This is a genomic window from Streptomyces sp. NBC_00252 (assembly GCF_036187565.1).
In the GTDB taxonomy this organism is placed as follows: Bacteria; Actinomycetota; Actinomycetes; order Streptomycetales; family Streptomycetaceae; genus Streptomyces.
In genome coordinates, this window is sequence record NZ_CP108087.1 from 7,810,224 (window position 1) to 7,832,660 (window position 22,437).

Below are 22,437 nucleotides of genomic sequence, written 5' to 3' on the forward strand. Positions count from 1 at the left end.
GAAAACACCGGGCGTGCACGGCCCGGAACGACACCCGGCGGTGAGCCACATGGTTCTCGGGAGCGACCTCAGGCGAAGGAACACAAGGCGCGTGCGGGGCACGGTAGTCGCGGCGGCCATGGTCCTCGTGCTCGGCCCGGCACTGGCGGCCTGCAGCGACGACAGCGGCGGCGGGAGCAGCGCGCCGCCGCCCACCCCGTCCGTCGAGCGGACGGCGAGCGCACCGGCCACCGCGCCCGCCGACCCGGCCGCCGCGACCACTCAGATCGAGGCCAACTGGAAGAAGTTCTTCGACCCGGCCAGCTCCAGCACGGACAAACAGGCCGTCCTGGAGAACGGCGACAAAATGGGCCCGGTGCTGAAGGCCTTCAGCGGTGACAAACGCGGCGGGCAGGTTCAAGCGGACGTCCAGAAGGTCGAGTTCACCTCCGCGACCCAGGCGACCGTGACCTACAGCCTCACCCTGAACGGCGCCACCGCCCTCCCGAACGCCTCCGGGACGAGCGTCCAGCAGGGCGGCACCTGGAAGGTGTCCGTCAACACCCTGTGCGCGCTGGTGGCGTTGAGCGGCGATGCCTCGCAGTCGCCGGGTTCGGGCTGCTGAGGCCGCTGCCGCGGTGCTGCTGCTCCTGGGGAGCGCGGCCTGCGGCAGCCGCCTCCCGGAGAGCGACTTCGATCACGGCGACAGCCGTACGCCCACGGTCGCCGGCGGCACGCCGATCCGGGTCGGCATCATCACCAGCGCGACCAGCCCGGTCGGCGGCGACACCTTCACCGGCCCCCGCGACGGCGCCAAGGCGTACTTCGACCGCCTCGACGCGCGCGGGGGCATCGACGGCCACCCGGTCGAGGTGCGCCTGTGCGACGACGGCGGCAGCGGCGTCGGCAACAACGCGTGCGTGCACCAACTGATCGACGAGGACAAGGTCGTGGCCCTGGTCGCCACCACCGCCCTCGACTACGCGGGCGCCTCCCGCGTCTCCCACGCGCGCGTGCCCGACATCGGCGGCCAGCCCATCGGCGCCGCCTACGACACGTACCCGCACCTCTACGGCATCTACGGCAGCCTCGCGCCCCGCGCCGGAACCCCGGGCTGGGGCGGGCGGTTGTACGGCGGTACCGAGGTCTACCGATACTTCAAGCGCGAGCAGGGCGCCCGTACCGCCGCCGTCGTGTCGTACAACCAAGCCGCGTCCGCCGCCTACGCCCGGCTGGTCGAACAGGGGCTGAAGGCCGAGGGGTACAAGGTCGTCACCGAGCAGGTCGACTTCGCGCTGCCCAACTTCCGTGCCGCGGCGGCCGACCTGAAGCAGCAGGGCGCCGACCTGGTCTTCGACGCCATCGACACCCACGGGAACGCCCAGCTGTGCCGGGCGATGGACGAGGTCGGCGCGAACGTGGTCGCCAAGGTGACGAACGTCCAGAACTGGACATCCACCGTCCCGGAGGACTACAAGAACTCACCGCGCTGCCGCAACGCCCTCTGGGCGACCGGCTCCAGCCGCGACTTCGACGACACCTCCCAGGCGGCCGTACGGGACTTCCGGGACGCGACCAAGGGGCTCAAGACGCACTCCCAGTGGCAGGTGGAGGGGTGGGCGGCGGCGATGTGGTTCACGGACGCGGCGAGGTCGTGCGCGAAAACGGGCGTCACACGCGCGTGCGTCGACGCCTACATGGACCGGAGCGAGAACTACACCGCCGACGGCCTGCTGGCCCCCGTCTCCTTCGAGCGGCTCGCCGCACCGCCGAGGACACACAGGACGTGTCTCTCGGTCGCCCGCTGGCAGGACGGCAAAGGGTGGGTCCCACAAGGGGACATGAACCGCACGTGCTTCGAGGTGCCGCAACTGCCCTACAGCCCCTGACACAGATCGCCGTCACCACAAGGACGCCCCCGATACCGGCCGGCCTTGGTGGAGACTTCGACCATGTTGGAGACCTCGGCACGACTCCTGCGCCTCCTCTCGCTCCTCCAGGCCCACCGCGAGTGGTCCGGCGCCGACCTGGCCGACCGGCTCGGGGTCACCGCGCGGACCGTCCGCCGGGACGTGGACCGGCTGCGCGAGCTGGGATACCCGGTCAACGCCAGCCCCGGCACCGGGGGCGGCTACCAGCTGGGCGCGGGCGCCGAGTTGCCGCCGCTGCTGCTGGACGACGACGAGGCGGTCGCCGTGGCGGTCGGTCTGCGCACCGCCGCAGGGCAGGGCATCGAGGGCATCGGCGAGACCTCCGTACGCGCTCTCACCAAGCTCGAACAGGTGCTGCCGAACCGGTTGCGCCGCCGGGTGGGCGCCCTCAACGCGTTCACCGTGCCGATGCTGCACAACGCGCTGCCGTCCGCCGTCGACCCGGCCGTGCTGACCGAGCTGGCCGCGCTGTGCCGGGACGCGGAACGGCTGCGCTTCGACTACGAGAGCCACGACGGCACCCCCACCCGCCGCAGCGTCGAACCGCACCGCCTGGTCTGCACCGAGCGGCGCTGGTACCTCGTCGCCTGGGACCTGGAGCGCGCCGACTGGCGCACCTTCCGCGTCGACCGCATCACGCCCAGGCCGCCGCACGGGCCGCGCTTCACCCCGCGCGAGCCCCCGGCCGAGGACCTCGCCGTACACGTCTCGAAAGGCATCTCCACGCGCGCGTACGCCGCACACGCCCTCGTCCGGCTGCTCGTGCCCCTCCAGGAGGCGGCCCAACGGATCTCACCGTCCGCCGGGACCCTGGAGGCCGACGGACCGGACGCCTGCCTGCTGCGGACCGGGGCCCCGAACCTCGACCTGATGGTGGTCCACGTGATGATGACGGGCTTCGAGTTCGAGGTCCTGGAACCGGCCGGGCTGACCGAGAGGATCAGGACCGCCAGGGACCGGCTGACCCGGGCGCTGGACCGGGAGCGGGCCCCGGGAGCCGACGGCGATTCTGTGGCGGAACAGTGAAACTCTTATGCTGCGTCAGCTCCCGCCGTACCGCACGGAATCGGAATGGAATGGGACGCGCGGCCGGTTCTCGCGGCACTTTCCGCCGGGCTATTCGTCCGGCCGGACCGACAGACGGGAATTACGATCGAATGCCTCCGGAAGGCGTACGGAACCGCTCATACGTGTGAGGGAGGCCGAACAAAACACACGTCCTGATCCTGTGACAGAAGTGTGACCGGAGAGGGACGGAGAGAGCGGGAGAGGGGCTAGCGTGGCGGGCATGGCATCCATTCCGACTCCACCGGCAGAGCCCCAGGACAGTCCGAACAGCTATGTGGGCCTCGACGCGACAGAGGCCGAGCGGCTCGCACGCGAGCGCGGGTGGCCGACCGTGCGGTCGCTGCCGCCGGGGGCGATCATCACCATGGAGTTCCGCGTGGGACGGCTCAACTTCGAGGTCAAGGACGGCACGGTGGCGCGCGCCTGGAAGGGCTGAGCGCGGACACGCCGAAGGCCCCGGTTCCGCTGGAGGAACCGGGGCCTTCGTGATGCGGGGCGGGAGTGTGCGTACCGGCCCCGCGGCTCGGTGGGGTCAGCCGCCCGTCGCCGGGCGGGCCGTGGCGGTGCTGGTGCCGCGCGCCACCCGGTCGGGGTGCGGCGGGCGGCGGCTGCCGATCGGGGTGACCGGGGTGCGCTCCGAGCGGGTCGTGTGCGGGCCCGGGGCGAGATGGGCGGCAGGCCGCGCCGATCGGCTCGCGCCGACCGTCTCGCGGGCCGCCGGGACCTCCTCGCCGGAGGAGGCGCGGGGCTTGAGGAGCACCGGCGCGGTGACCGGGGACGCGGGCGCCGGAGCGGGTGCCGTACGGCCGCTGCGGGCGCGCCAGCGGTCGCGCAGGTCGAAGATCCGGGTCTCGGCCAGGGCGATCAGCGGCTCGCACCACGGGAGGGCGAGCAGGATCAGCAGACCGGCGGCCCAGCCGAGCAGCACGTCGCTCAGCCAGTGCGTGCCCAGGTAGACCGTGGCGAGACCGACGCCGAGCGAGGTCACCGCGGACGCGGCGGACAGCCAGCGGCGGGTGGCCGGGGTGGAGGCCAGATAGGCCAGGATTCCCCAGGTCACGACCGCGTTGGCGGTGTGGCCGCTGGGAAATATATCGCCGCCGAGACCCATCTCGTTCGAGCCGATGACGGTCGCGTAGTGCGGGCCGAGCCGGCCCATGCCGAGCTTGGCGGCGCCGACCGTGATGTTCAGCAGCAGCAGCGAGGTGCCCAGGGTCAGCAGCGGGCGCAGCGTGTGCTGCCGCCACGAGCGCCAGCCCAGCCAGGCCGCGACCATCACCGCGGTCGGGCCGCGCTGGCCGAGGACCACGTAGTAGTCCACGAACCAGTGGATGCCCGCCCACTGCTGGTACGGCCGGAAGAACATGACCTGCCAGTCGAACCGGACCAGCCAGGACGTGGTCACGACGAGCCACACGATCGCCAGATAGAAGGCCAGGGTCGCCGCGAACAGCACGACCCTGTGCCGGCTCATCCTCGGCACATCGATGTGGGCCGGCCGTTCAGGTTCACGGTCCAGCCTCGCGAACACCCGGTCCAGACGGGTGAGGTTTCGTTCGGTACGCACCCAATCGACGTTACAGCGAGTGAGTGTGGATCCCCGTCGAATCAGCGGCTTTGTGATGACGATGTGATGTGGGAAAGCTCTCAGGAGCAGGTTTATTTCCGAGGATTCCGCAATCCCGGAGGGCTCCGTCCTTCAATTCCTTTGATCATGCCGGGGTCGAGTTTTATGGCCCTTATGAATTAGTTCACCAAATGCTGGGGTGGAATTGGCCGGGCGCTCATCGACCGTACCCGGGTCGATCATGGTGGACCGGAGCCGTTCAGCCAGAACGCGCCGTACACCGCCGACGCCACCGCGACACCGCCCACCACCCACGCTGACCTGGACGTACGCGCCCGCGCCAGGGCGAGCGCGAGGGGGAGCAACAGGGGGAAGGCGGGCATCAGCAGGCGCGGTTTCGAGCCGAAGTAGCTCGACGCGCACAGCGCGAGCGCGGTCACGACCCCGGTGTACACGAGGAGCGGCGGCGGCTGGCCCTGCCGGACGCCCACGACGTACAGCCAGAGCACCAGGCCGACTCCGACGATCAGGCCGACCCCGGCGAGCGCCGACGGGAACGACGTGAACTTCTCGCCGACGAAACGGGCGAAGGCCGCGCCCCCGTCGAAACCGTTCCGCCAGCCCGCCTGCACGTCGAGATAGCCCAGCGGACCCTTGCCGGTGCGATGCCCGACCCACAGCACGTACCCGGCGGCGCCCAGGGGCGCGATCAGCATCCCGAGGGCGCATCGCCAGCTGCGCGCGCCGGGTGCGGGCGCCGCGCTGCGGTCCCGCACGAAAGAGGGGGCGGCCGTGGAAGCGGAAGGGGTGACGGCCGTGGATGTCCCCGCGCGCGAGCCGAATCCGGTGAACGACGTGATGCCGGCGACCCACACCGCAGCCACCACCGCGAGCCCCACGGGCCGGGTCAGCCCGGCCAGCAGGGCCAGCGTGCCCGCCGTCAGCCAGCGGCCGGTCAGGACCGCGTACAGGGACCACGCGGCGAGCGCCGTGAACAGCGACTCGCTGTACGCCATCGACTGCACGATCCCCACCGGCAGCACGGCCCACAGCAGCACGGCGCACACCCCGGCCCTGCGGCCGTACACGTGCTCCGCGACCGCGAAGATCCCCCAGGCCGCCGCGAGCGAGGCGAGCAGGCTCACCACGAAACCGCCGTCGGCGTACGACAGCGGGGACACCGCGTGCAGGGCTCTTTCCAGCCAGGGCAGCAGCGGGAAGAAGGCGAGGTTCGAGTGGACGTCGCCGTTCGGGAGGCGGACCTCGTAGCCGTACCCCAGGTCGGCGACGCGGGTGTACCAGAGGGCGTCCCAGCGGGCCGTCAGCAGGGTGTACGCGCTCTTGCCGCGCGCGGCGCTCCACACCGCGAGCACCACCAGGCCCAGGGTGCGGACGGCGGCGTACCCGAGGAGGGCCGGGGCCGCCCGGCGCAGAGGTGCTGCAAGATCGGTCACGGACCCGATTATCGAGGGACCCCGGAACCGGCCGGCCGGGCGGGGGCGTGGTCCACGGAAGGGCGAGTGGTGTACGCCACACGTGTTCTCCGGGGAGTGTGAGAGGTCCGCCACGTGGCATTGGCGTGAACTCGCGTACGCTGACGGCTCACTCGCCTTCGTTGCGCGGGTCGGAGACACCGCTCCTCTCCGGCCGCAGTCACGGGGAGTCCCCACCCCGTGAGCCCCGCCGAACGCGAGGGAACATCTGGGAGGTAGTACATGTCCGGGACGACCACGGCCGCCGCAGCGCTGCGCCGTCGGGCGGCCGGGGCCGGTGCCAACCGCTGGGTCGTCCTCGTCGTCCTCTGCGTCAGCCTGCTCCTCGTCGCGCTCGACGCCACCGTGCTGCATGTCGCGGTGCCCGCCGTCACCGAGGACCTCAAACCCGGCGCGATAGAGCTGCTCTGGATCGTCGACGTCTATCCGCTGGTCTGCGCCTCGCTCCTCATCCTCTTCGGCACGCTCGGCGACAGAGTGGGCCGCAGACGGATTCTCCTTCTCGGCTACGGCCTCTTCGGCGTCGCCTCCGGGCTGGCCGCCCTCGCGCACGACGCCCAGGTGCTGATCCTCGCGCGGGCCCTCCTCGGCGTCGGCGGCGCGATGATCATGCCCGCCACGCTCTCGATCCTCCGCCAGGTCTTCCCCGACCGCCGCGAGCGCGCGGTGGCGATCGGCGTGTGGAGCGCGGTGGCCGCGGTGGGCGCGGCGGTGGGCCCGCTGCTCGGCGGCTTCCTGCTCGAACACTTCTGGTGGGGCTCGGTCTTCCTCGTCAACATCCCCCTGATGCTGATCAGCCTGCCGATCGGCCGGCTCCTGCTCCCCGAGTCCCGCGGCGACCGCAACGGCCCGTGGGACGTCGTCGGCGCGCTCATGGCCGCGGGCGGTCTCTTCGGCGTCGTCTTCGGCGTGAAGCGGCTCGGCGGCGGGGAGCCGGTGGAGAGCGCGTGGACCGTGGCCCCGCTGCTGGTGGGCGCGGTGCTGCTGGTCCTCTTCGTACGACGGCAGCGGCGCCGTACGCATCCGCTGGTGGACCTGAAGATGTTCCGCAGGCCGGCGTTCAGCACGTCGGTGGGCTGCATCGTGCTGGCGATGCTGGCACTGGTCGGCCTGGAGCTGATCGCGGCGCAGTACCTGCAACTGGTGCTCGGCCTGTCGCCCCTCCAGACGGGTCTACGACTGCTGCCGCTGACGTTCGCGGCGATGGCGGCGGGGCTGTTCGGGGCGCGGATGCTCCGGCGGTTCGGTCCGCGCCGGATGGTGTGCTTCGGGTTCTGCCTCACCGCGTTCTCGGTGCTGACGCTGATCGCGATGGGCGAGCGGGATAACACGGGGCTGCTGCTCTTCGGGTTCCTGCTGCTCGGGTTCGGTCTGGAGATGACGCTCTTCGGGGCGTACGAGTCGATGCTGAGCGAGGCGCCCCCCGCGCAGGCGGGCGGCGCGGCGGCGATAGGGGAGACCTCCTACCAACTCGGCGCCGGCATCGGCATCGCGCTCCTCGGCAGCGTCATGAACGCGGCCTACGCGCCCGGGCTGTCGTCCGTTCCAGGTGTACCGGCGTCCGCGTCGGCGTCCGCGGGGCATTCGCTGGGCGAGGCGTACGACGTGGCCGGGCGGCTCGGCGGGGCCCGTGGCGCCGCCCTGCGCGACGCGGCGCGGCACGCCTTCGTCCACGGCCTCCACGTCACGCTCCTCGTGAGCGCGGCGCTGCTGTTGCTGGGCGCGGTGATGGCGTTGCGCCTCCCCCGGATCATGCACTGCGAGGCCTCGCTGGCGGCGGTCCCGGCCCCCCGGGAATCAACCCAACCCCGAGTCTCCGCCTGACCGACGGGTGCTTCAGGTGCGGACGCTGGACGCGGATGCCGACGAACGCACCCGCACCCGCCAACGGCGACACACCCCCACGGCAAACGCCCACCTCTCCGCGCCCCGCACAGGCGGGCGGGTGAGAAAGGCGGTGAGGGGACACGCTGGACGCGGAACACCCGTCGCCGTAACGTCGACCCGTCCCCATAACTAGCGCTGATAGTTAAAACGCCGGAGGCCCTGTCATGGCTGCGTCCCCCAAGCTGCCCCCCTTCGACCCCACCGACCCCCTGGGCCTCGACGACCTCCTGGACCCCGAGGACCTGGCGATCCGGGACACGGTCAGGACCTGGGCCGCCGACAGGGTCCTGCCGTACGTCGCCGACTGGTACGAGAAGGGGGAGCTGCCCGGCATCAGGGACCTCGCCCGGGAACTCGGCGGCATCGGCGCCCTCGGCATGTCGCTCGACGGCTACGGCTGCGCAGGCGCCTCCGCCGTCCAATACGGCCTCGCCTGCCTGGAGTTGGAGGCGGCGGACTCCGGCATCAGGTCCCTCGTGTCGGTGCAGGGCTCCCTCGCGATGTACGCCATCCACCGCTTCGGCAGCGAGGAGCAGAAGCAGACCTGGCTCCCGCGCATGGCCTCCGGCGAGGTCATCGGCTGCTTCGGCCTCACCGAACCCGACCACGGCTCCGACCCCGCGGGCATGCGCACCTACGCCAAGCGCGACGCGGGCGACTGGGTCCTCAACGGCCGCAAGATGTGGATCACCAACGGGTCGGTCGCCGGCGTGGCCGTCGTATGGGCGCAGACCGACGACGGCATCCGCGGCTTCGTCGTACCGACCGACAGCAGTGGTTTCTCGGCGCCCGAGATCAAGCACAAGTGGTCACTCCGCGCGTCCGTCACCAGCGAACTCGTCCTCGACGACGTGCGGTTGCCGGCCGATGCCGTGCTGCCGGAGGTCGTAGGACTGAAGGGTCCGCTCAGCTGTCTGTCGCACGCTCGTTACGGAATCGTGTGGGGTGCGATGGGCGCGGCGCGCGCTTCCTTCGAGTCCGCGGTGGAGTACGCGAAGACCCGGGAGCAGTTCGGGCGGCCGATCGGCGGCTTCCAGCTCACCCAGGCCAAGCTCGCCGACATGGCGGTCGAACTGCACAAGGGGATTCTGCTCGCCCACCATCTGGGGCGGCGCATGGACGCCGGGCGCCTGCGTCCCGAGCAGGTCAGCTTCGGCAAGCTGAACAACGTACGGGAGGCCATCGAGATCTGCCGTACGGCGCGGACGATCCTCGGTGCCAACGGGATCTCGCTGGAGTACCCCGTGATGCGGCACGCGACGAACCTGGAGTCGGTGCTCACGTACGAGGGCACCGTCGAGATGCACCAGCTCGTGCTGGGCAAGGCGCTCACCGGACTCGACGCCTTCCGCTAGGAAGACCCGACGTCCCGTACAACCCTGCGGGAGGCAGGGCCGATGAGCGGCCCTGCCTCAGCTCTGGTTGAAGAACCCGTCCTCACGGCGCACGGCGGGGTCGCCGCTGACGATCTCCGTGTTGGCGGGGGTCAGCAGGAAGACACGGTTCGCGACCCGCTCGATGGTGCCGCGCAGGCCGAAGGTGAGGCCGGCCGCGAAGTCGACCACGCGCTTGGCGTCGGTCGCCTCCATCGCCGTGAGGTTCACGATCACCGGGACACCTTCCCGGAACAGCTCACCGATGGCGCGGGCGTCGCGGAAGCTGTCCGGGGTGACGGTGCCGATCCGGCGGCCCTTCACCTCGGCGACGTCCTCGGCCACCTTCACCCGCGGATCCGTGACCCAGGCATCCCCGGGCTGCTCGGTCCCTTCGGAGTAGTCGTCGTCGTAGTAGCGCTCGTCATCGTTGTCGTCAACGAGCCCAAGCCAGGCACTCGCCTTGCGTACCGATCCCATGGACGCCTCCTCTCACAGCGGTCTTTCTTGCTTTCCGCATCCCTATGGTCATCCATGATGCGGATCGCGCGCCAAGTGGATAGACGCCGCGCGGGGGGTTTGTGACGCTACTGGTGCACAGCCAATACGTCGAGGGCCCCCGTGTATCAAGGGTGTTGCTTGATACGGCTGCTGACTGAGAGTGAAATATGATTCTTCACGGCGTCCGGGTGACGGCTGGTGCGTACGAGTGAACGGAGTGGTCGAAGTGAAGCGTCTGCTCAACGCCCGGTCAGCTGCCCTATCGATCTTCGGATGCCCAGTCAGTTGTCGTTCACGCCACGGGGGGTTGTCGTGTTCGGAATGGTCCGGCCTTGCTCACATCGGCTCGGTGAGAGTCTCAAGACGCAGTGGATGGCGCATTTGTGCGGGCTGTGTCTCGCACTGCGCGGAGATCACGGTCAGCTCGCGAGAGTGGTCACCAACTACGACGGCCTGATCCTTTCGGTGTTGACGGAGGCTCAGGTCGAACGGGCGGGCGGAGGATGGCGGCGTACGGCCGGCCCGTGCCCGTTGCGCGGGATGCGGACCGCGTCCGTCGCGCAGGGCGAGGGGGCGCGGCTCGCGGCGGCCGTCTCGCTGGTGCTCGCCTCGGCGAAGGTGCGTGACCATGTCGCCGACGGGGACGGGCTGCTGGCCCGCAGGCCGGTGGCGCTCGCCGCGCGCCGGGTCGCCGGGAGCTGGGGGCGGGCCGGGGCGCGGACCGGCGCCGATGTCGGGTTCGACGCCGCCGTGCTCGTGGACGCGGTGGAGCGGCAGTTCGGCATCGAGTCCCTGGCCGGGCCCGGGACGCCGATCCTGACCGTCACCGAACCGACCGAGACCGCCACCGCCGCCGCGTTCGCGCACACCGCGATCCTGGCCGGACGGCCCGCCAACGCCGCGCCCCTCGCCGAGGCCGGGCGCCTCTTCGGCCGGCTCGCGCATCTCCTGGACGCCGTGGAGGACCAGGAGGCCGACGCCGCGTCGGGTGCCTGGAACCCGCTCACCGCGACCGGCACCCCGCTCGCCGAGGCCCGCCGCCTCGCCGACGACGCGCTGCACGGGATACGCCTCGCCCTGCGCGAGACCGAGTTCACCGACGGCAAGCTGGCGCATCTGCTCCTCGCGCACGAACTGGCCCGCTCGGTCGACCGGGCCTTCGGCACCCAGTCGTGCGGACACGGACCCGAGGCCGCCTTCGGGCCGCCGCGGACTCCCTATCTGCCGGGCGATCCGCGCCAGGGCGGCAATCCCTACGGCGGTGAGCCCCCGCGGCCCGACAAGCGCGGGTTCCTGGCCGGGTGCGCCGCCGCCCTCGGGCTCTGCTGCACCTGCAAGGTGTGCTGCGCCGACGAGTTCGAGGGGCCGTGGTCGCGGCGGCGGCGCGAGGGCTGCTGCTCCAGCTGCGACTGCTCGTGCTGCGACGTCTGCGAATGCTGCGAGTGCTGTGAATGCGTGTCGTGCTGCGACTGTTGATCGACGGCTGCTGATCAACGCCTGCTGAACCACGGCTGTTTGTCGGCGGCCGATGGCGGTGACGGGCCGTCACCACGGTTGTATACGCGCCGTATCCGGATCATGGGTGACCTGCGGGGACGGGCGACCGTGTTTCACCGCGGTAAAACAAAAACATGATCCGGTGACCGGTGCGCCGTGAGTGTCGTTGGGCGGGAGCAGAACCATTTCTGCCCCAGGTTCGATCCCCCCGCCCAACTCGCCACCCACTTAAGGCACTTCAGTGGACGTCACAACAAAAGCGACCACCAGCATCCGCGTCAGGCTGCTGAGGATTCTGATCCTCGCCCTCGCGGTGCTGCTCGTCCTGCTCGGTATCGCGGCCGCCGAACAGATCTCCGCCTATCGCAACGCCTCCGCGACCGCCGACAACGCCCGCCTGGAGATCACCCTTCAGGGACTGGTGCACGAACTGCAGAAGGAACGCGGACTCACCACCGGATACGTCGGCGGAGTCCAGCAGTTCAGCGCCAAGCTGCCCGCGCAGCGCAAGGCGACCGACACCGCGCGCCGGCAGCTGGACGTGGCGCTCAAGGGACGTGAGGACTCCGCCGCCGGTTCGGTGCGCGAGTCCCTCGGCCGGCTCGACGGCCTCGCCGACATCCGCAAGGACGCAGACGACGGCTCCGGCGTGGTGAACGACACCTTCGACTACTTCACCACCACGATCACCGTCCTCGACCGGCTCGACCTCGGCCTCGAGGACGTCCACGACGGCCCCCTGCGCGACGCCTACCAGGCCCTCCAAGTCCTGGGCAACGCCAAGGAGTTCACCGGCGAGGAGCGCGCCATCGTGCTCGGCTCGGTGCGCGCCGGGAAGTTCCGCGGCGACGACTACAGCCGCTTCATGGAGATCCGCGCCGGACGCCTCGCCGCCCTCGACGCCTTCCCCCGGTCGGCCACCGCCGTGCAGGAACGCCGGCTGAACACCGCCCTGACCACGCCCGACGCCGAACGCGCGCTGGCGTTCGAGAGCAAGGCGGTGCACGGCACCGGGAAGCTGAAGTCCAGCTCGATCCCGCCCATGGCCTGGTGGGACTCCATGACCTCCACCATCAACGGGATGCGGAGCGTCCAGATCACCCTCGGCACCGACGTCGAGAACAGGGCCGCCCAGCTGGAGAGTTCGGCCCAGCGCGACCTGCTGCTGTTCCTGCTGCTCGCCCTCGGCACGGTCGTCGCGCTCGCCGCGCTGGCCCTCGACTGCGTACGGTCCGTGTCCACCCCGCTCGTCGAACTCGCCCAGCAGGCACGGGAGGTGGCCGGCAGCCGGCTGCCGCAGGCCGTGGCCGCCGTACAGGACGGGTCGTCCGGGGCGGCGCCGAAGCCGCCCGCTCCGCTCGCCGTCGCCGACAGGGCGGGGGCCGAAGTCCGGGAGGTGGCCGACGCGTTCGACCGGGTGCAGCGGTCCGCCTTCGAACTCGCCACCGAACAGGCCGTGTTGCGGCGCAACGCCACCGACTCCCTGGTGAGCCTCGGCCGCCGCAACCAGAACCTGGTGCGCCGCCAGATCAGCTTCATCAACAAGCTGGAGCACGAGGACGCCGACCCCGCGACCCTCGCCAACCTCTTCGAACTCGACCACCTGGCCACCCGTATGCGCCGCAACGCCGAAAGCCTCCTCGTGCTCGCCGGAGAGTCCAGCCCCCGCCCCTGGTCCACCCCGCTCTCCGTCAACGACGTGCTGCGCGCCGCGCTGTCCGAGGTCGAGGAGTACCGCCGGGTCACCCTGCGCCGGATCGAGCCCGCGTTCGTCACCGGCTCCGTCGTCGTCGAAATCGCCCATCTGCTGGCCGAGTTGGTGGAGAACGCGCTGAGCTTCTCGCCGCCGGACTCCGACGTGGAGATCGAGGGGCGGCGCACCAGCGCCGGGTATCTGGTCGCGATCGTCGACCACGGCTTCGGCATGGACACCCAGGCACTCGCCGAGGCGAACGTACGGCTGTCCGGCACCGCCAGCTTCATGGCCGAACCCACCCGGTTCCTGGGCCACTTCGTGGTCGGCGCCCTCGCCCGCAAGTGCGGCATCGAGGTACGGCTCGGCGAGGCACCGGCGGCCGGTGTCGTCGCCCGGGTCCTCATCCCCGCGGGGCTGTTGACGGAGAAGGGGGCCGAGGAGGCGCCGATGTTTCCCGCCCCGAGGAAGGCGGAGGCGGAGAAGACGGCGAGCCCGGAGACCGAAGCGGTGGCCTCCCCGGTCGCCGCGAAGGGCGGTTCGTCCGCCGCACGCACCCGCAACGGCCTGGTCAAGCGGCCGCAGCGCAGCGGTATCGCGGCGGCGGTGAGCGAGACCGATCTGAGCGGCCGCACCGCTCCCGCCGCACCGGCCAACCCGGAACGGACCCCTGAACAGGTCTCCGGGATGCTCTCCACCCTGCGCAGCGCCCATATGCGGGGCGGCATCAGTGTCGAGAAGGAGAAGCAGCACAAGTCCGAGAAGAGCGCCGCGAAGAACGTCGAGACGAACGAGGGTGCCGCCAAGTGACCACCGTCGACACCCCGCAGGACTCGCAGACCTTCAACTGGCTGCTCGCCAACTTCGTCAAGAGCACCGACGGCGTGCGCGACGCGGTCGCCGTCTCCTCCGACGGGCTGCTCATCGCCGTCTCGGACGGGCTCGGCCGCACCGAGGCCGACCATCTCGCCGCGATCGTCTCGGGGTTGAGCAGTCTGGCCCGCAGCGCGTCCAAGCGGTACAGCTTCGACGGGGTCAAGCTCATCATGATCGAGATGGGCCGCGGCTTCCTGCTCGTCTCGGCGATCCGGGACGGCAGCTGTCTCGGCGTCCTCGCCGACAGCAGCGGTGAACTGGGCCTGGTCGGCTACGAGATGGCGGTGCTCGCGGAGCGGGCGGGTGATCTGCTCACCCCGGCGCTCATCGCCGATCTGCGGCAGGCGTTGCCCCGGTGAACGGTGAACAGCCCAGGGACGTAGAACCTGACGAGGACGCGACGTTCGTCCGGCCGTTCATCATCACCGGCGGCCGGTCCGAGCCTCTCCAGGCCGATCTGCGGCTGGAGACGCTGGTCGTCGCCGTCGGCGTGCCGGATCCGTCGCTCGCGTTCGAGCGGCGCCACATCGTCGCGGTGTGCGAACAGCCGACGACCGTCGCCGAGGTGGCGCACCGGGTCGGCGTACCCCTCGGAGTGGCCAAGGTGCTGATCTCCGACCTCGTCGTCGCCGGGCAACTCGCCTGCCGGCAACCCGCGGAGCTGCCGCTCCCGATGCTCGAAAGGATCAGGGACCATGTCCGGGCGCTCTGACAAGATCGTGCCGCTGGCCGTGAAGATCGTGGTCAGCGGCGGCCTCGGGGTCGGCAAGACCACGTTCATCGGGGCCATTTCGGAGATCGAACCCCTCGACACGGAGGCGGCGATCACCCAAGTCTCCGTCGGCGTCGACTCGTTGGTGGGTGTCGAGGCGAAGACCACCACGACCGTCGCCCTCGACTTCGGGCGGATCACCCTCGACCCGACGATCGCGCTGTACCTGTTCGGCACGCCCGGGCAGGACCGGTTCTCCTTCCTCTGGGACGACTTGGTGGAGGGCGCGCTCGGCACGGTGGTCCTGGTGGACACCCGGCGGATCGAGGAGTGCTTCCCGGCGGTCGACTACTTCGAGTCGCAGGGCGCGCCGTTCGTCCTGGCCGTCAACCGCTTCGACGGCGCCGAGCGCTTCGACGTGGACGAGGTCCGGGAGGCGCTGGGGCTGGGCGCGGACGTGCCGGTGCTGGAGTGCGACGCACGCCAACGGGACTCCGTGCGGGACGTGTTGGGGGCGTTGATGGACCGGGTGATCGGGGTCAGGGCCACCCCGCGTCGTCGTACGGCCGCCCTGTCGCGCTAGCGGGAAGAGGGGGCCGGCCCGTGAACTCGGCCCCCTCCAGGCCCGGTCAGTTCTTCAGTTCGGGCGGCGAGATCTGCGACTTCGCTATCGCCGAGCCCGTCGTACCCCACTTCTTCAGGATCTTGTCGTACGTCCCGTCGGCGATCAGCTTGTTCACGGCCGCCTGGAAGGCCGGGGCCAGCTTGGTGTTCTTCTTGAAGGCGAAGCCGACGTCGAGGCGGTGGAACTCGTTGAGGAACTTGACGCCGGTCTGCTGGGCGACGGCGTAGCGCAGGCCGTTGATCGTGGACATCACGACGTCGCTGCGGCCCTGTTGGAGGGACGACCAGATCGCGCCGGACTCGCTGTAGGTCTGCACGCTGTACGCCTTCTTGCCGGCGTCGGTGCAGACCTTCTTGTTCTCCTCGAGGGTGGCCTCGAAGGTGGTGCCCGCGCCGGTGGCGACGTTCAGGCCGCAGAGCTGCTTGAGGTCGGTGACCTTGGCGAGCTTGCTGTCGGAGCGGGTGGCGAAGCCCTGGCCGTCGTTGATGTAGGTGACGAAGTCGATCGTCTTGCGCCGTTCGTCGGTCACGCCGAAGTTGCTGGCGCCGAAGTCGTACTTGCCGCTGTCGAGGGCGGGCAGGATCGCCTCGAAGCTGGCCTGTTCCGTCGTGAGCCTGATGCCGAGGACCTTCGCGACGGCGTCCGCGAAGTCGACGTCCTGGCCGGTCAGCGTCTTGCCGTCGTCGAGGTAGGTGGTGCCGGGCGGCTGGCCGCCGACGGACACCGCGACGGTCAGGCTCGTGGTGCCGGACGGGAGCAGCTTCGCCGCCGCCGCGTCCTTCGGGATGGCCGAGACGACGTCCGTGGTGGGGATCTTGTCGGCCTTGGCCGCCGCCGCGTTCGCCGTGGTGCCGGACGCGTCGTCCGAGCCGGAGCCGCAGGCCGTGAGCAGCAGGGCCGCCGAGGTGATCAGGGCAAAAGGCGCAAAATGCCGATAACGGGTGCGCGAGGACGTACGCATCGTGTGCGGTCTCCTGAGAGCAAGAGTGAAGAGGACCCGAGGGGAGGGTGAGGAGTGCGCGTGTGAAGGCGACGGAGAAGGTGCGGGGGAGAACGCGAGAAGCGCCCGATCGATCAAGGGATCAAGAGATCAGGGCGCGCAGTGGGTCAGCTCAACAGGAAGAGGACCACACTCGACCGAGGTCGATGTGGGAGCGCTTGACCAGCCACTGCTGTGGATGCATGGGGTAAGTGGAACAGGCATCCGGTTGGGCGTCAACCGACTTGAGACGTACCGCTCACAGTATGGACAGCCTTGACAGCGGGGGGAAACGGCGCCGTACTCTCGGTGGACGGCCCTGCTGAGGGGCTAGGCCGTACCGCGCCGCGAGGCGCCCCGTGTGAAGGCACCACCCGTGTTCGACCGACGTCACGGAGTCTTCGCATGTCTTCCGACACCCTCGCCAAGTCAGCCGCCGCACCGGACATACCGGAGCTGGCAGGCTCCCCGCGGATCGTCCCGCAGCGCCGTCTCGGGCAGTGGACGGCCGCCGTCGCCGTCCTGGTCCTGCTCGGGTTCGCCGTCGCCTCCGTCGTCCGCAACAAGGCGTTCCAATGGGGCGTGGTCGGCGACTACTTCACCTCGGACTCCGTCCTGCGCGGCCTGTGGCTCACCCTGTGGCTGACGGCCGTGGTGATGGTGCTCGGCTTCGTCCTCGGCGCGCTGCTCGCGGCGGCCCGGCTGTCCGCCAACCCCGTGCTGCGGGCCGTCAGTTGGGGCTACGTCTGGCTGTTCCGGTCGATCCCGATCCTGGTGCAGTTGCTGCTGTGGTTCAACATCGGCGCGTTGTACCCCGAGTTGCTCGGTGTGAAGACCGTCAACCTGTTCACACCGATCGCCGTCGCGATCATCGGCCTCACCCTGCACGAGGCCGCCTACGCCGCCGAGGTCGTCCGGGGCGGCATCCTCTCCGTCGACCGCGGCCAGGTCGAGGCCGCGCAGGCGCTCGGGCTGAGCCGGTGGCGCCGCTGGTGGCGGATCGTGCTGCCGCAGGCGATGCGCTCCATCGTGCCGCCCGCCGGGAACATGCTCATCGGCACCCTCAAGGGCACGTCGATCGTCAGCGTCATCGCCGTACAGGACCTGCTGTTCTCGGCGCAGTTGATCTATCACCGCACCTACCAGGTGATCCCGCTGCTGATGGTCGCCACCATCTGGTACACCGTCGTCACCTCGGTGCTCGGCGTCGGCCAGTACTACGTCGAGAAGCACTACGCGCGCGGCTCGGAGCGCACCCGATGAGCACGTCGAGACGCACCCTGGTGATCGTCGGGGCCGGGCCGCGGGGGACCGGTCTCATCGAGCGCATCGCCGCCAACGCGCCCGAGCTGTACGACGGTTCGGGCCTAGACATCCATCTCGTCGACCCCCATCCGCCGGGCGCCGGACGCATCTGGCGCGCCGCCCAGTCCCCGCTGCTGTGGATGAACTCGCACGCCGAGGACGTCACCATGTTCACCGACGAGACGGTGGTCATGGAGGGCCCGGTACGCCCGGGACCCACCCTGCACGAATGGGCGGAGATCGACGGCAGCACCTTCGCCGACCGCCGGCTCCAGGGCTCCTATCTGCGCTGGGTGCACGAACAGGCCGTCGCCGCCCTGCCCCCGGGCGTCGCCGTCCACCACCACCCGCAACGCGCCCTCAGGGTCAGCGGCCCGCGCGAGGGACGCCAGCAGGTGTGGCTGGAGGGCCGCCCGCGCCCGCTCCTCGCCGACCTCGTCGTCCTCGCCCTCGGCCACCTCGACGCCGAACTCGACATCGACCAGAGCGAGTTGGCGGCATACGCCCGCGAACACGACCTGGTCCACCTGCCGCCCGACTTCACCGCCGACAGCGACCTCTCCGCCCTCGCCCCCGGCGAGCCCGTCCTCGTCCGCGGCTTCGGCCTCGCCTTCGTCGACCTGATGGTCCTGCTCACCGAGGGCAGGGGCGGACGCTACGACGGCGACACCTACGTCCCCTCGGGGCAGGAGCCGGTGCTGTACGTCGGGTCGCGGCGCGGCGTGCCGTACCACTCGAAGATCGGTTACGAGTGGAGCGGTGAACGGCCGCCGCTGCCACGGTTCTTCGGGCCCGCCGAGGTGGACGCGGTCCTCGCGCGGCCGGACGGCTTCGACTTCCGGCGGGACGTGTGGCCGCTGATCGAGAAGGAGTTGGGGTTCGCGCACTACCACCGGCTGTTCGGTGTGCACCCCGAGCGGACGGGCATGGCCTGGCCCGACTTCGAGGAGAAGTACGCGGCCTGCGAGCCGGCGGAGCGCGAGATCCTCGTGGCGTCCGCGGTGCCCGACCCCGCCGACCGGCTCGACCTCGCGGCCCTCGACCACCCGCTGGCCGGGGTCACGTACGCGTCCCAGGAGGAGTTCCAGGACGGGCTGCGGGCCTACGTCGAGGGTGACCTGAGCCGCCGTCACGACCCGTCCAACAGCCCCGACTTGGCGGTCTTCCTCGGACTGCTGTCCGTCTACGGGCAGTTGATCCGGCTCGGTGACGTCGGACCCTGGTGGCACGGGTTCTTCAGCTATCTCGCGTCCGGGCCGCCGGGACCCCGGCTGCGTCAGCTCCTCGCGCTGTCCCGGGCCGGCATCGTGCGGTTCGTCGGCGCCGACATGGCCGTAGCGGCCGAGGACGGGGTGTTCCGGGCGTCGAGCGCGACCGTGCCCGGGGTGACGGTCGAGGCGCGGGCACTGGTCGAGGCGCGGCTGCCGGAGCCCACGGTCGGGCGGACCGTCGACCCGCTGCTGCGGGATCTGCACGCCGACGGGGCCGTGGAGAGCCCCGAGGGGCTGCTGCGGGTGGACCGCACCGACGGGCGGCTGCTGGACCGGTCCGGGCAGCCGCATCCCCGGCGGTTCGCGCTCGGGCCCTACACCGACGTCCGCACGCCCGGTGCCTTCACCCGGCCGCGCACCGGCGGGCCCGCCTTCCGGCAGAACGACGCCACCGCGCGGGCCCTGCTGGCGTTCCTGCGCGACCTCGCGTGTCGGGCCTCCGTGTAGCCCCCGACCGCCAACTCCACTGCCAGCACAAGGGATTCACACCATGACCGTCATGGTCGACATCAGGTCCGTCCACAAGAGCTTCGGACCGCTCGACGTGCTCAAGGGCATCGACCTCGCGGTGCGCGCGGGCGAAGTCACCGTGATCCTGGGCCCGTCGGGCTCCGGCAAGTCGACGCTGCTGCGCACCATCAACCACCTGGAGAAGGTCGACCAGGGCACGATCAGCGTCGACGGCACCCTCGTCGGCTACCGCCGCTCCGGCGACAAGCTGTACGAACTGCGCGAGCGCGAGGTCCTGAAACAGCGCACCCGGATCGGGTTCGTGTTCCAGAACTTCAACCTGTTCCCGCACCTCACCGTGCTGGACAACATCGTCGAGGCGCCCGTCTCCGCGCTGAAACGCCCCCGCAAGGCGGCACTTGAGAGCGCGCGCCTGCTCCTCGACCGGGTGGGGCTCGCCGACAAGGCCGACGCCTACCCGAAGCAGCTGTCCGGCGGCCAGCAGCAGCGGGTCGCGATCGCCCGCGCGCTCGCCCTGGAGCCGAAGCTGCTGCTCTTCGACGAACCGACCTCCGCGCTCGACCCCGAGCTGGTCGGTGAAGTCCTCGACGTCATCAAGGACTTGGCCCACCAGGGCACCACGATGATCGTCGTCACCCACGAGATCGGTTTCGCCCGCGAGGTCGCCGACACCGTCGTCTTCATGGACGACGGCCGGATCGTCGAGCAGGGCGCCCCCACCGACGTACTCGACCGACCCCGGCACGAACGCACCCGGGCCTTCCTCTCCAAGGTGCTGTGACGTGCGCAGAAAGGGACTCCCCACATGACCTCCTCGCACGGCCGCGGTCTGCATCTGGCCGCCGCCGTCGACCAGCGGTCGGCCTACGACGCCGGCTCCTACGTCGAGTTGGCGCGGCTCGCCGAGAGCGGCGGCCTCGACTTCGTGACGCTCGACGACACCTTCGCGCGGCCCGGACCCGACGCCCTCGCCGTGCTGTCCCGGGTCGCCCCGGCGACCAACCGGATCGGCCTGGTGCCGACCGTGACCACCACGCACACCGAGCCCTTCCATGTGCAGGCCGCGGTCGCGACCCTCGACTGGGTCAGCCGGGGCCGGGCCGGCTGGCGGCTCGACGTGTCGACCACCGAGGGCGAGGCCCGCCTCTTCGGCCGCCGGCACGCGGCTGCCGCCGACGCGCTGTGGCAGGAGGCCGGTGAAGTCGCCGAGGCGGCGGCCGAGTTGTGGGACAGCTGGGAGGACGACGCCGAGATCCGGGACACGGCCACCGGCCGCTTCGTCGACCGCGACAAGCTGCACCACGTCGACTTCCAGGGCTCCGAGTTCTCCGTCAAGGGTCCCTCGATCGTGCCCAGACCGCCGCAGGGCCACCCGGTCCGCGTGGTCGACGCGACCGAGGGCCAGGCCCGGCGGACGGCCGCCCGGTACGCCGATGTGGCGCTCGTCCGCGCCGCCAGCTCCGCGCAGGCCGGCGCCGTACGGGCCGAACTGCGGGCGTCCGCCGAGAAGTTCGGCCGCGACCCCGACACCCTGCGGGTCCTCGCGAGCCTCGTCGTCGACCTCGGCGACGGCGAGCACGCGGCCGAACCGGGCCACGGCGGGGGCGGCCCCCGGCAGACCGCGCACGGCCCGCTGTACCGGGGCGGCCCGGTCGACCTCGCCGAACTGATCGCGGGCTGGCACGGCGACCGTACCGTCGACGGCTTCCACCTCACGCCCGTCGAACCCCGCCGCGACCTGGAGCGGCTGGCCAACGGCACGGTCGCGCTGCTCCAGCACCGGGGCCTGTTCCGCACGTTCTACCCGGGCAGCACCCTCAGGGAGCACCTCGGCCTGGCCCGGCCCGCCAACCGGTACGCGGTGACCGGGGGAGCGTCATGACCGTACGGAGCTCCGCCCGCAGGCAGATCCATCTGGCCGCGCACTTCCCCGGCGTCAACAGCACCACCGTGTGGGCCGATCCGCGGTCGCGGTCCCAGATCGCGTTCTCCTCCTTCGAGCAGCTCGCCCGCACCGCCGAACGCGGCCTCTTCGACTTCTTCTTCCTCGCCGAGGGGCTCCGGCTGCGCGAACACAAGGGCCGTATCCACGACCTGGACGTCGTCGGCCGCCCGGAGTCCCTCACCGTCCTCAACGCGCTCGCCGCCGTCACCGAGCGGATCGGGCTGGCCGCCACGGTCAACGCGACCTTCAACGAGCCGTACGAACTCGCCCGCAGACTCGCCACGTTGGACCACCTCAGCGGCGGCCGGGCGGCCTGGAACGTGGTGACCTCGTCCGACGCCTTCACCGGCGAGAACTTCCGGCGCGGGGGATACCTGGATCGCGCGGACCGCTACACCCGGGCGGCCGAATTCGTCGACGTGGCACGGGAGTTGTGGGACTCCTGGACCCCCGACGGCCTGCCCCGCCCCTTCGCCCACCGGGGTCAACACTTCGACATCGCGGGCGAGTTCACCGTGCCCCGCTCACCGCAGGGGCACCCGGTCGTCATCCAGGCCGGGGACTCGGGGGAGGGGAGGGAGTTCGCGGCCAGGACCGCCGACGTCGTCTTCACCCGGCACGGCACGCTGGAGGACGGCCGCGCCTTCTACGCCGATGTGAAGGGACGCCTCGCCAAATACGGCCGCGACCCCGACGACCTCAGGATCATGCCCGGCGTCTCCGTCGTCCTCGGCGACACCGCGGCCGAGGCCCAGGAGCGCGCCGCCGAGATCCGCCGCCAGCAGGTCTCCCCGCAGAACGCGATCCTCGCCCTGGAACAGCTCTGGGGCACCGACCTCTCCTCCTACGACCCCGACGGCCCGTTCCCCGACTTCGACCCGGTGCCGGACCCGACGCTCACCCAGGGCAGGACCCGGCGCGGCGACACCGTCGCGCTGGCCGAGAAGTGGCGGTCGCTCTCCCGCGACAAGGGGCTGTCCATCCGCCAGACCGTGATCGAGGCGAGCGCCCGCCAGTCCTTCATCGGCACCCCGGAAGCGGTCGCCGCCGACCTGGAGACCTTCGTACGGCAGGACGCCGCCGACGGCTTCGTCCTGGTCCCGCACCTCACCCCGGGCGGCCTCGACGAGTTCGTGGACCGGGTGGTGCCGCTGCTCCAGGAACGCCGCGTCTTCCGCACGGAGTACCGGGGCACCACCCTGCGCTCGCACCTCGGCCTGCCCGACCCGGCGTGGCAGGGCTGACCCGCGGTCCGGCCGGAGGA

20 protein-coding genes are annotated in these 22,437 nt (G+C 70.9%); 16 read left to right on the forward strand and 4 right to left on the reverse strand.

Going from position 1 to position 22,437, the window contains the following annotated elements:
- The first annotated feature begins 49 nt into the window (after window positions 1-49).
- The 4 genes from OHT77_RS34725 (at window position 50) to OHT77_RS34740 (ending at window position 3,414) form a co-directional block, all read left to right on the forward strand.
- Window positions 50-604, forward strand: coding sequence for a hypothetical protein (locus tag OHT77_RS34725; RefSeq protein WP_328832350.1), 555 nt, complete (start codon window positions 50-52; stop codon window positions 602-604).
- The gene (locus OHT77_RS34730) at window positions 573-1,868 is read left to right on the forward strand and encodes an ABC transporter substrate-binding protein (RefSeq protein ID WP_328832351.1); all 1,296 of its coding nucleotides are present in this window, start codon (window positions 573-575) and stop codon (window positions 1,866-1,868) included. The genes OHT77_RS34725 and OHT77_RS34730 overlap by 32 nt, the downstream gene beginning before the upstream one ends.
- A gap of 63 nt (window positions 1,869-1,931) precedes the next feature.
- Entirely contained in the window at window positions 1,932-2,936 is a 1,005-nt protein-coding gene (locus OHT77_RS34735) for a helix-turn-helix transcriptional regulator (protein ID WP_328832352.1), read from the forward strand.
- Window positions 2,937-3,198: 262 nt separating this feature from the next.
- Entirely contained in the window at window positions 3,199-3,414 is a 216-nt protein-coding gene (locus OHT77_RS34740; RefSeq protein ID WP_266767229.1) for an I78 family peptidase inhibitor, read from the forward strand.
- Between the two features lie 96 nt (window positions 3,415-3,510).
- Here the strand turns inward: OHT77_RS34740 and OHT77_RS34745 are convergent, their stop codons facing one another.
- Complete coding sequence (locus OHT77_RS34745; protein ID WP_328832353.1) at window positions 3,511-4,545, reverse strand: phosphatase PAP2 family protein; 1,035 nt, start codon at window positions 4,543-4,545, stop codon at window positions 3,511-3,513.
- A 239-nt stretch (window positions 4,546-4,784) separates the two neighbouring features.
- Window positions 4,785-5,999 (reverse strand): hypothetical protein, encoded by a 1,215-nt coding sequence (locus tag OHT77_RS34750; protein ID WP_328832354.1) that lies wholly within the window; start codon window positions 5,997-5,999, stop codon window positions 4,785-4,787.
- 261 nt (window positions 6,000-6,260) lie between these two features.
- Here OHT77_RS34750 and OHT77_RS34755 point away from each other — a divergent pair, with 261 nt between their 5' ends.
- Window positions 6,261-7,862 carry an MFS transporter gene (locus tag OHT77_RS34755; protein WP_328832355.1) on the forward strand — a complete coding sequence of 534 codons (1,602 nt, stop codon included), beginning with the start codon at window positions 6,261-6,263 and terminating at the stop codon, window positions 7,860-7,862.
- A gap of 227 nt (window positions 7,863-8,089) precedes the next feature.
- A complete protein-coding gene (locus tag OHT77_RS34760) occupies window positions 8,090-9,280 on the forward strand; it encodes an acyl-CoA dehydrogenase family protein (RefSeq protein ID WP_328832356.1) in 1,191 nt (396 codons plus the stop codon).
- 57 nt (window positions 9,281-9,337) lie between these two features.
- Here OHT77_RS34760 and OHT77_RS34765 read toward each other — a convergent pair whose 3' ends face one another.
- On the reverse strand, window positions 9,338-9,778 hold the full coding sequence (locus OHT77_RS34765; protein WP_019059292.1) for a cell division protein SepF: 441 nt from the start codon (window positions 9,776-9,778) through the stop codon (window positions 9,338-9,340).
- 333 nt (window positions 9,779-10,111) lie between these two features.
- Here OHT77_RS34765 and OHT77_RS34770 point away from each other — a divergent pair, with 333 nt between their 5' ends.
- The 5 genes from OHT77_RS34770 to OHT77_RS34790 all read left to right on the forward strand — a co-directional run bounded on the left by OHT77_RS34770 (window position 10,112) and on the right by OHT77_RS34790 (window position 15,160).
- Window positions 10,112-11,275 carry a DUF5685 family protein gene (locus tag OHT77_RS34770; protein WP_328832357.1) on the forward strand — a complete coding sequence of 388 codons (1,164 nt, stop codon included), beginning with the start codon at window positions 10,112-10,114 and terminating at the stop codon, window positions 11,273-11,275.
- Between the two features lie 262 nt (window positions 11,276-11,537).
- Entirely contained in the window at window positions 11,538-13,799 is a 2,262-nt protein-coding gene (locus tag OHT77_RS34775) for a sensor histidine kinase (protein ID WP_328832358.1), read from the forward strand.
- On the forward strand, window positions 13,796-14,224 hold the full coding sequence (locus OHT77_RS34780; protein WP_328832359.1) for a roadblock/LC7 domain-containing protein: 429 nt from the start codon (window positions 13,796-13,798) through the stop codon (window positions 14,222-14,224). Before OHT77_RS34775 ends, OHT77_RS34780 begins: the two co-directional genes overlap by 4 nt.
- The gene (locus OHT77_RS34785) at window positions 14,221-14,577 is read left to right on the forward strand and encodes a DUF742 domain-containing protein (protein ID WP_033286270.1); all 357 of its coding nucleotides are present in this window, start codon (window positions 14,221-14,223) and stop codon (window positions 14,575-14,577) included. The genes OHT77_RS34780 and OHT77_RS34785 overlap by 4 nt, the downstream gene beginning before the upstream one ends.
- Window positions 14,561-15,160: a GTP-binding protein gene (locus OHT77_RS34790; RefSeq protein WP_328832360.1), complete on the forward strand. Its 600-nt coding sequence runs from the start codon at window positions 14,561-14,563 to the stop codon at window positions 15,158-15,160. The genes OHT77_RS34785 and OHT77_RS34790 overlap by 17 nt, the downstream gene beginning before the upstream one ends.
- A gap of 46 nt (window positions 15,161-15,206) precedes the next feature.
- Here the strand turns inward: OHT77_RS34790 and OHT77_RS34795 are convergent, their stop codons facing one another.
- The gene (locus OHT77_RS34795; protein ID WP_328832361.1) at window positions 15,207-16,163 is read right to left on the reverse strand and encodes an ABC transporter substrate-binding protein; all 957 of its coding nucleotides are present in this window, start codon (window positions 16,161-16,163) and stop codon (window positions 15,207-15,209) included.
- A gap of 423 nt (window positions 16,164-16,586) precedes the next feature.
- On the opposite strand from OHT77_RS34795, the gene OHT77_RS34800 reads away from it, so the two are divergent.
- Genes OHT77_RS34800 through OHT77_RS34820 form a run of 5 tightly spaced genes read left to right on the forward strand, consistent with a single transcriptional unit; the run spans window position 16,587 to window position 22,417 of the window.
- Window positions 16,587-17,444, forward strand: a complete 858-nt coding sequence (locus tag OHT77_RS34800) for an amino acid ABC transporter permease (RefSeq protein WP_328832362.1) — start codon at window positions 16,587-16,589, stop codon at window positions 17,442-17,444.
- Window positions 17,441-19,204: an FAD/NAD(P)-binding protein gene (locus OHT77_RS34805; RefSeq protein ID WP_328832363.1), complete on the forward strand. Its 1,764-nt coding sequence runs from the start codon at window positions 17,441-17,443 to the stop codon at window positions 19,202-19,204. Before OHT77_RS34800 ends, OHT77_RS34805 begins: the two co-directional genes overlap by 4 nt.
- Window positions 19,205-19,247: 43 nt before the next feature.
- Window positions 19,248-20,009 (forward strand): amino acid ABC transporter ATP-binding protein, encoded by a 762-nt coding sequence (locus OHT77_RS34810; protein ID WP_328832364.1) that lies wholly within the window; start codon window positions 19,248-19,250, stop codon window positions 20,007-20,009.
- 24 nt (window positions 20,010-20,033) lie between these two features.
- Window positions 20,034-21,110 (forward strand): LLM class flavin-dependent oxidoreductase, encoded by a 1,077-nt coding sequence (locus OHT77_RS34815; protein WP_328832365.1) that lies wholly within the window; start codon window positions 20,034-20,036, stop codon window positions 21,108-21,110.
- Entirely contained in the window at window positions 21,107-22,417 is a 1,311-nt protein-coding gene (locus OHT77_RS34820) for an NtaA/DmoA family FMN-dependent monooxygenase (RefSeq protein WP_328832366.1), read from the forward strand. The genes OHT77_RS34815 and OHT77_RS34820 overlap by 4 nt, the downstream gene beginning before the upstream one ends.
- Window positions 22,418-22,437 lie beyond the last annotated feature (20 nt).

Excerpts from the sequence above, each read along its gene's own strand:
- OHT77_RS34765 (WP_019059292.1), bottom strand. The coding sequence starts at position 9,778 with ATGGGATCGGTACGCAAGGCGAGTGCCTGGCTTGGGCTCGTTGACGAC.
- OHT77_RS34735 (WP_328832352.1), top strand. The coding sequence starts at position 1,932 with ATGTTGGAGACCTCGGCACGACTCCTGCGCCTCCTCTCGCTCCTCCAG.
- OHT77_RS34805 (WP_328832363.1), top strand. The coding sequence starts at position 17,441 with ATGAGCACGTCGAGACGCACCCTGGTGATCGTCGGGGCCGGGCCGCGG.
- OHT77_RS34815 (WP_328832365.1), top strand. The coding sequence starts at position 20,034 with ATGACCTCCTCGCACGGCCGCGGTCTGCATCTGGCCGCCGCCGTCGAC.
- OHT77_RS34790 (WP_328832360.1), top strand. The coding sequence starts at position 14,561 with ATGTCCGGGCGCTCTGACAAGATCGTGCCGCTGGCCGTGAAGATCGTG.
- OHT77_RS34810 (WP_328832364.1), top strand. The coding sequence starts at position 19,248 with ATGACCGTCATGGTCGACATCAGGTCCGTCCACAAGAGCTTCGGACCG.
- OHT77_RS34740 (WP_266767229.1), top strand. The coding sequence starts at position 3,199 with ATGGCATCCATTCCGACTCCACCGGCAGAGCCCCAGGACAGTCCGAAC.
- OHT77_RS34760 (WP_328832356.1), top strand. The coding sequence starts at position 8,090 with ATGGCTGCGTCCCCCAAGCTGCCCCCCTTCGACCCCACCGACCCCCTG.
- OHT77_RS34755 (WP_328832355.1), top strand. The coding sequence starts at position 6,261 with ATGTCCGGGACGACCACGGCCGCCGCAGCGCTGCGCCGTCGGGCGGCC.
- OHT77_RS34795 (WP_328832361.1), bottom strand. The coding sequence starts at position 16,163 with ATGCGTACGTCCTCGCGCACCCGTTATCGGCATTTTGCGCCTTTTGCC.
- OHT77_RS34800 (WP_328832362.1), top strand. The coding sequence starts at position 16,587 with ATGTCTTCCGACACCCTCGCCAAGTCAGCCGCCGCACCGGACATACCG.
- OHT77_RS34730 (WP_328832351.1), top strand. The coding sequence starts at position 573 with ATGCCTCGCAGTCGCCGGGTTCGGGCTGCTGAGGCCGCTGCCGCGGTG.
- OHT77_RS34725 (WP_328832350.1), top strand. The coding sequence starts at position 50 with ATGGTTCTCGGGAGCGACCTCAGGCGAAGGAACACAAGGCGCGTGCGG.
- OHT77_RS34820 (WP_328832366.1), top strand. The coding sequence starts at position 21,107 with ATGACCGTACGGAGCTCCGCCCGCAGGCAGATCCATCTGGCCGCGCAC.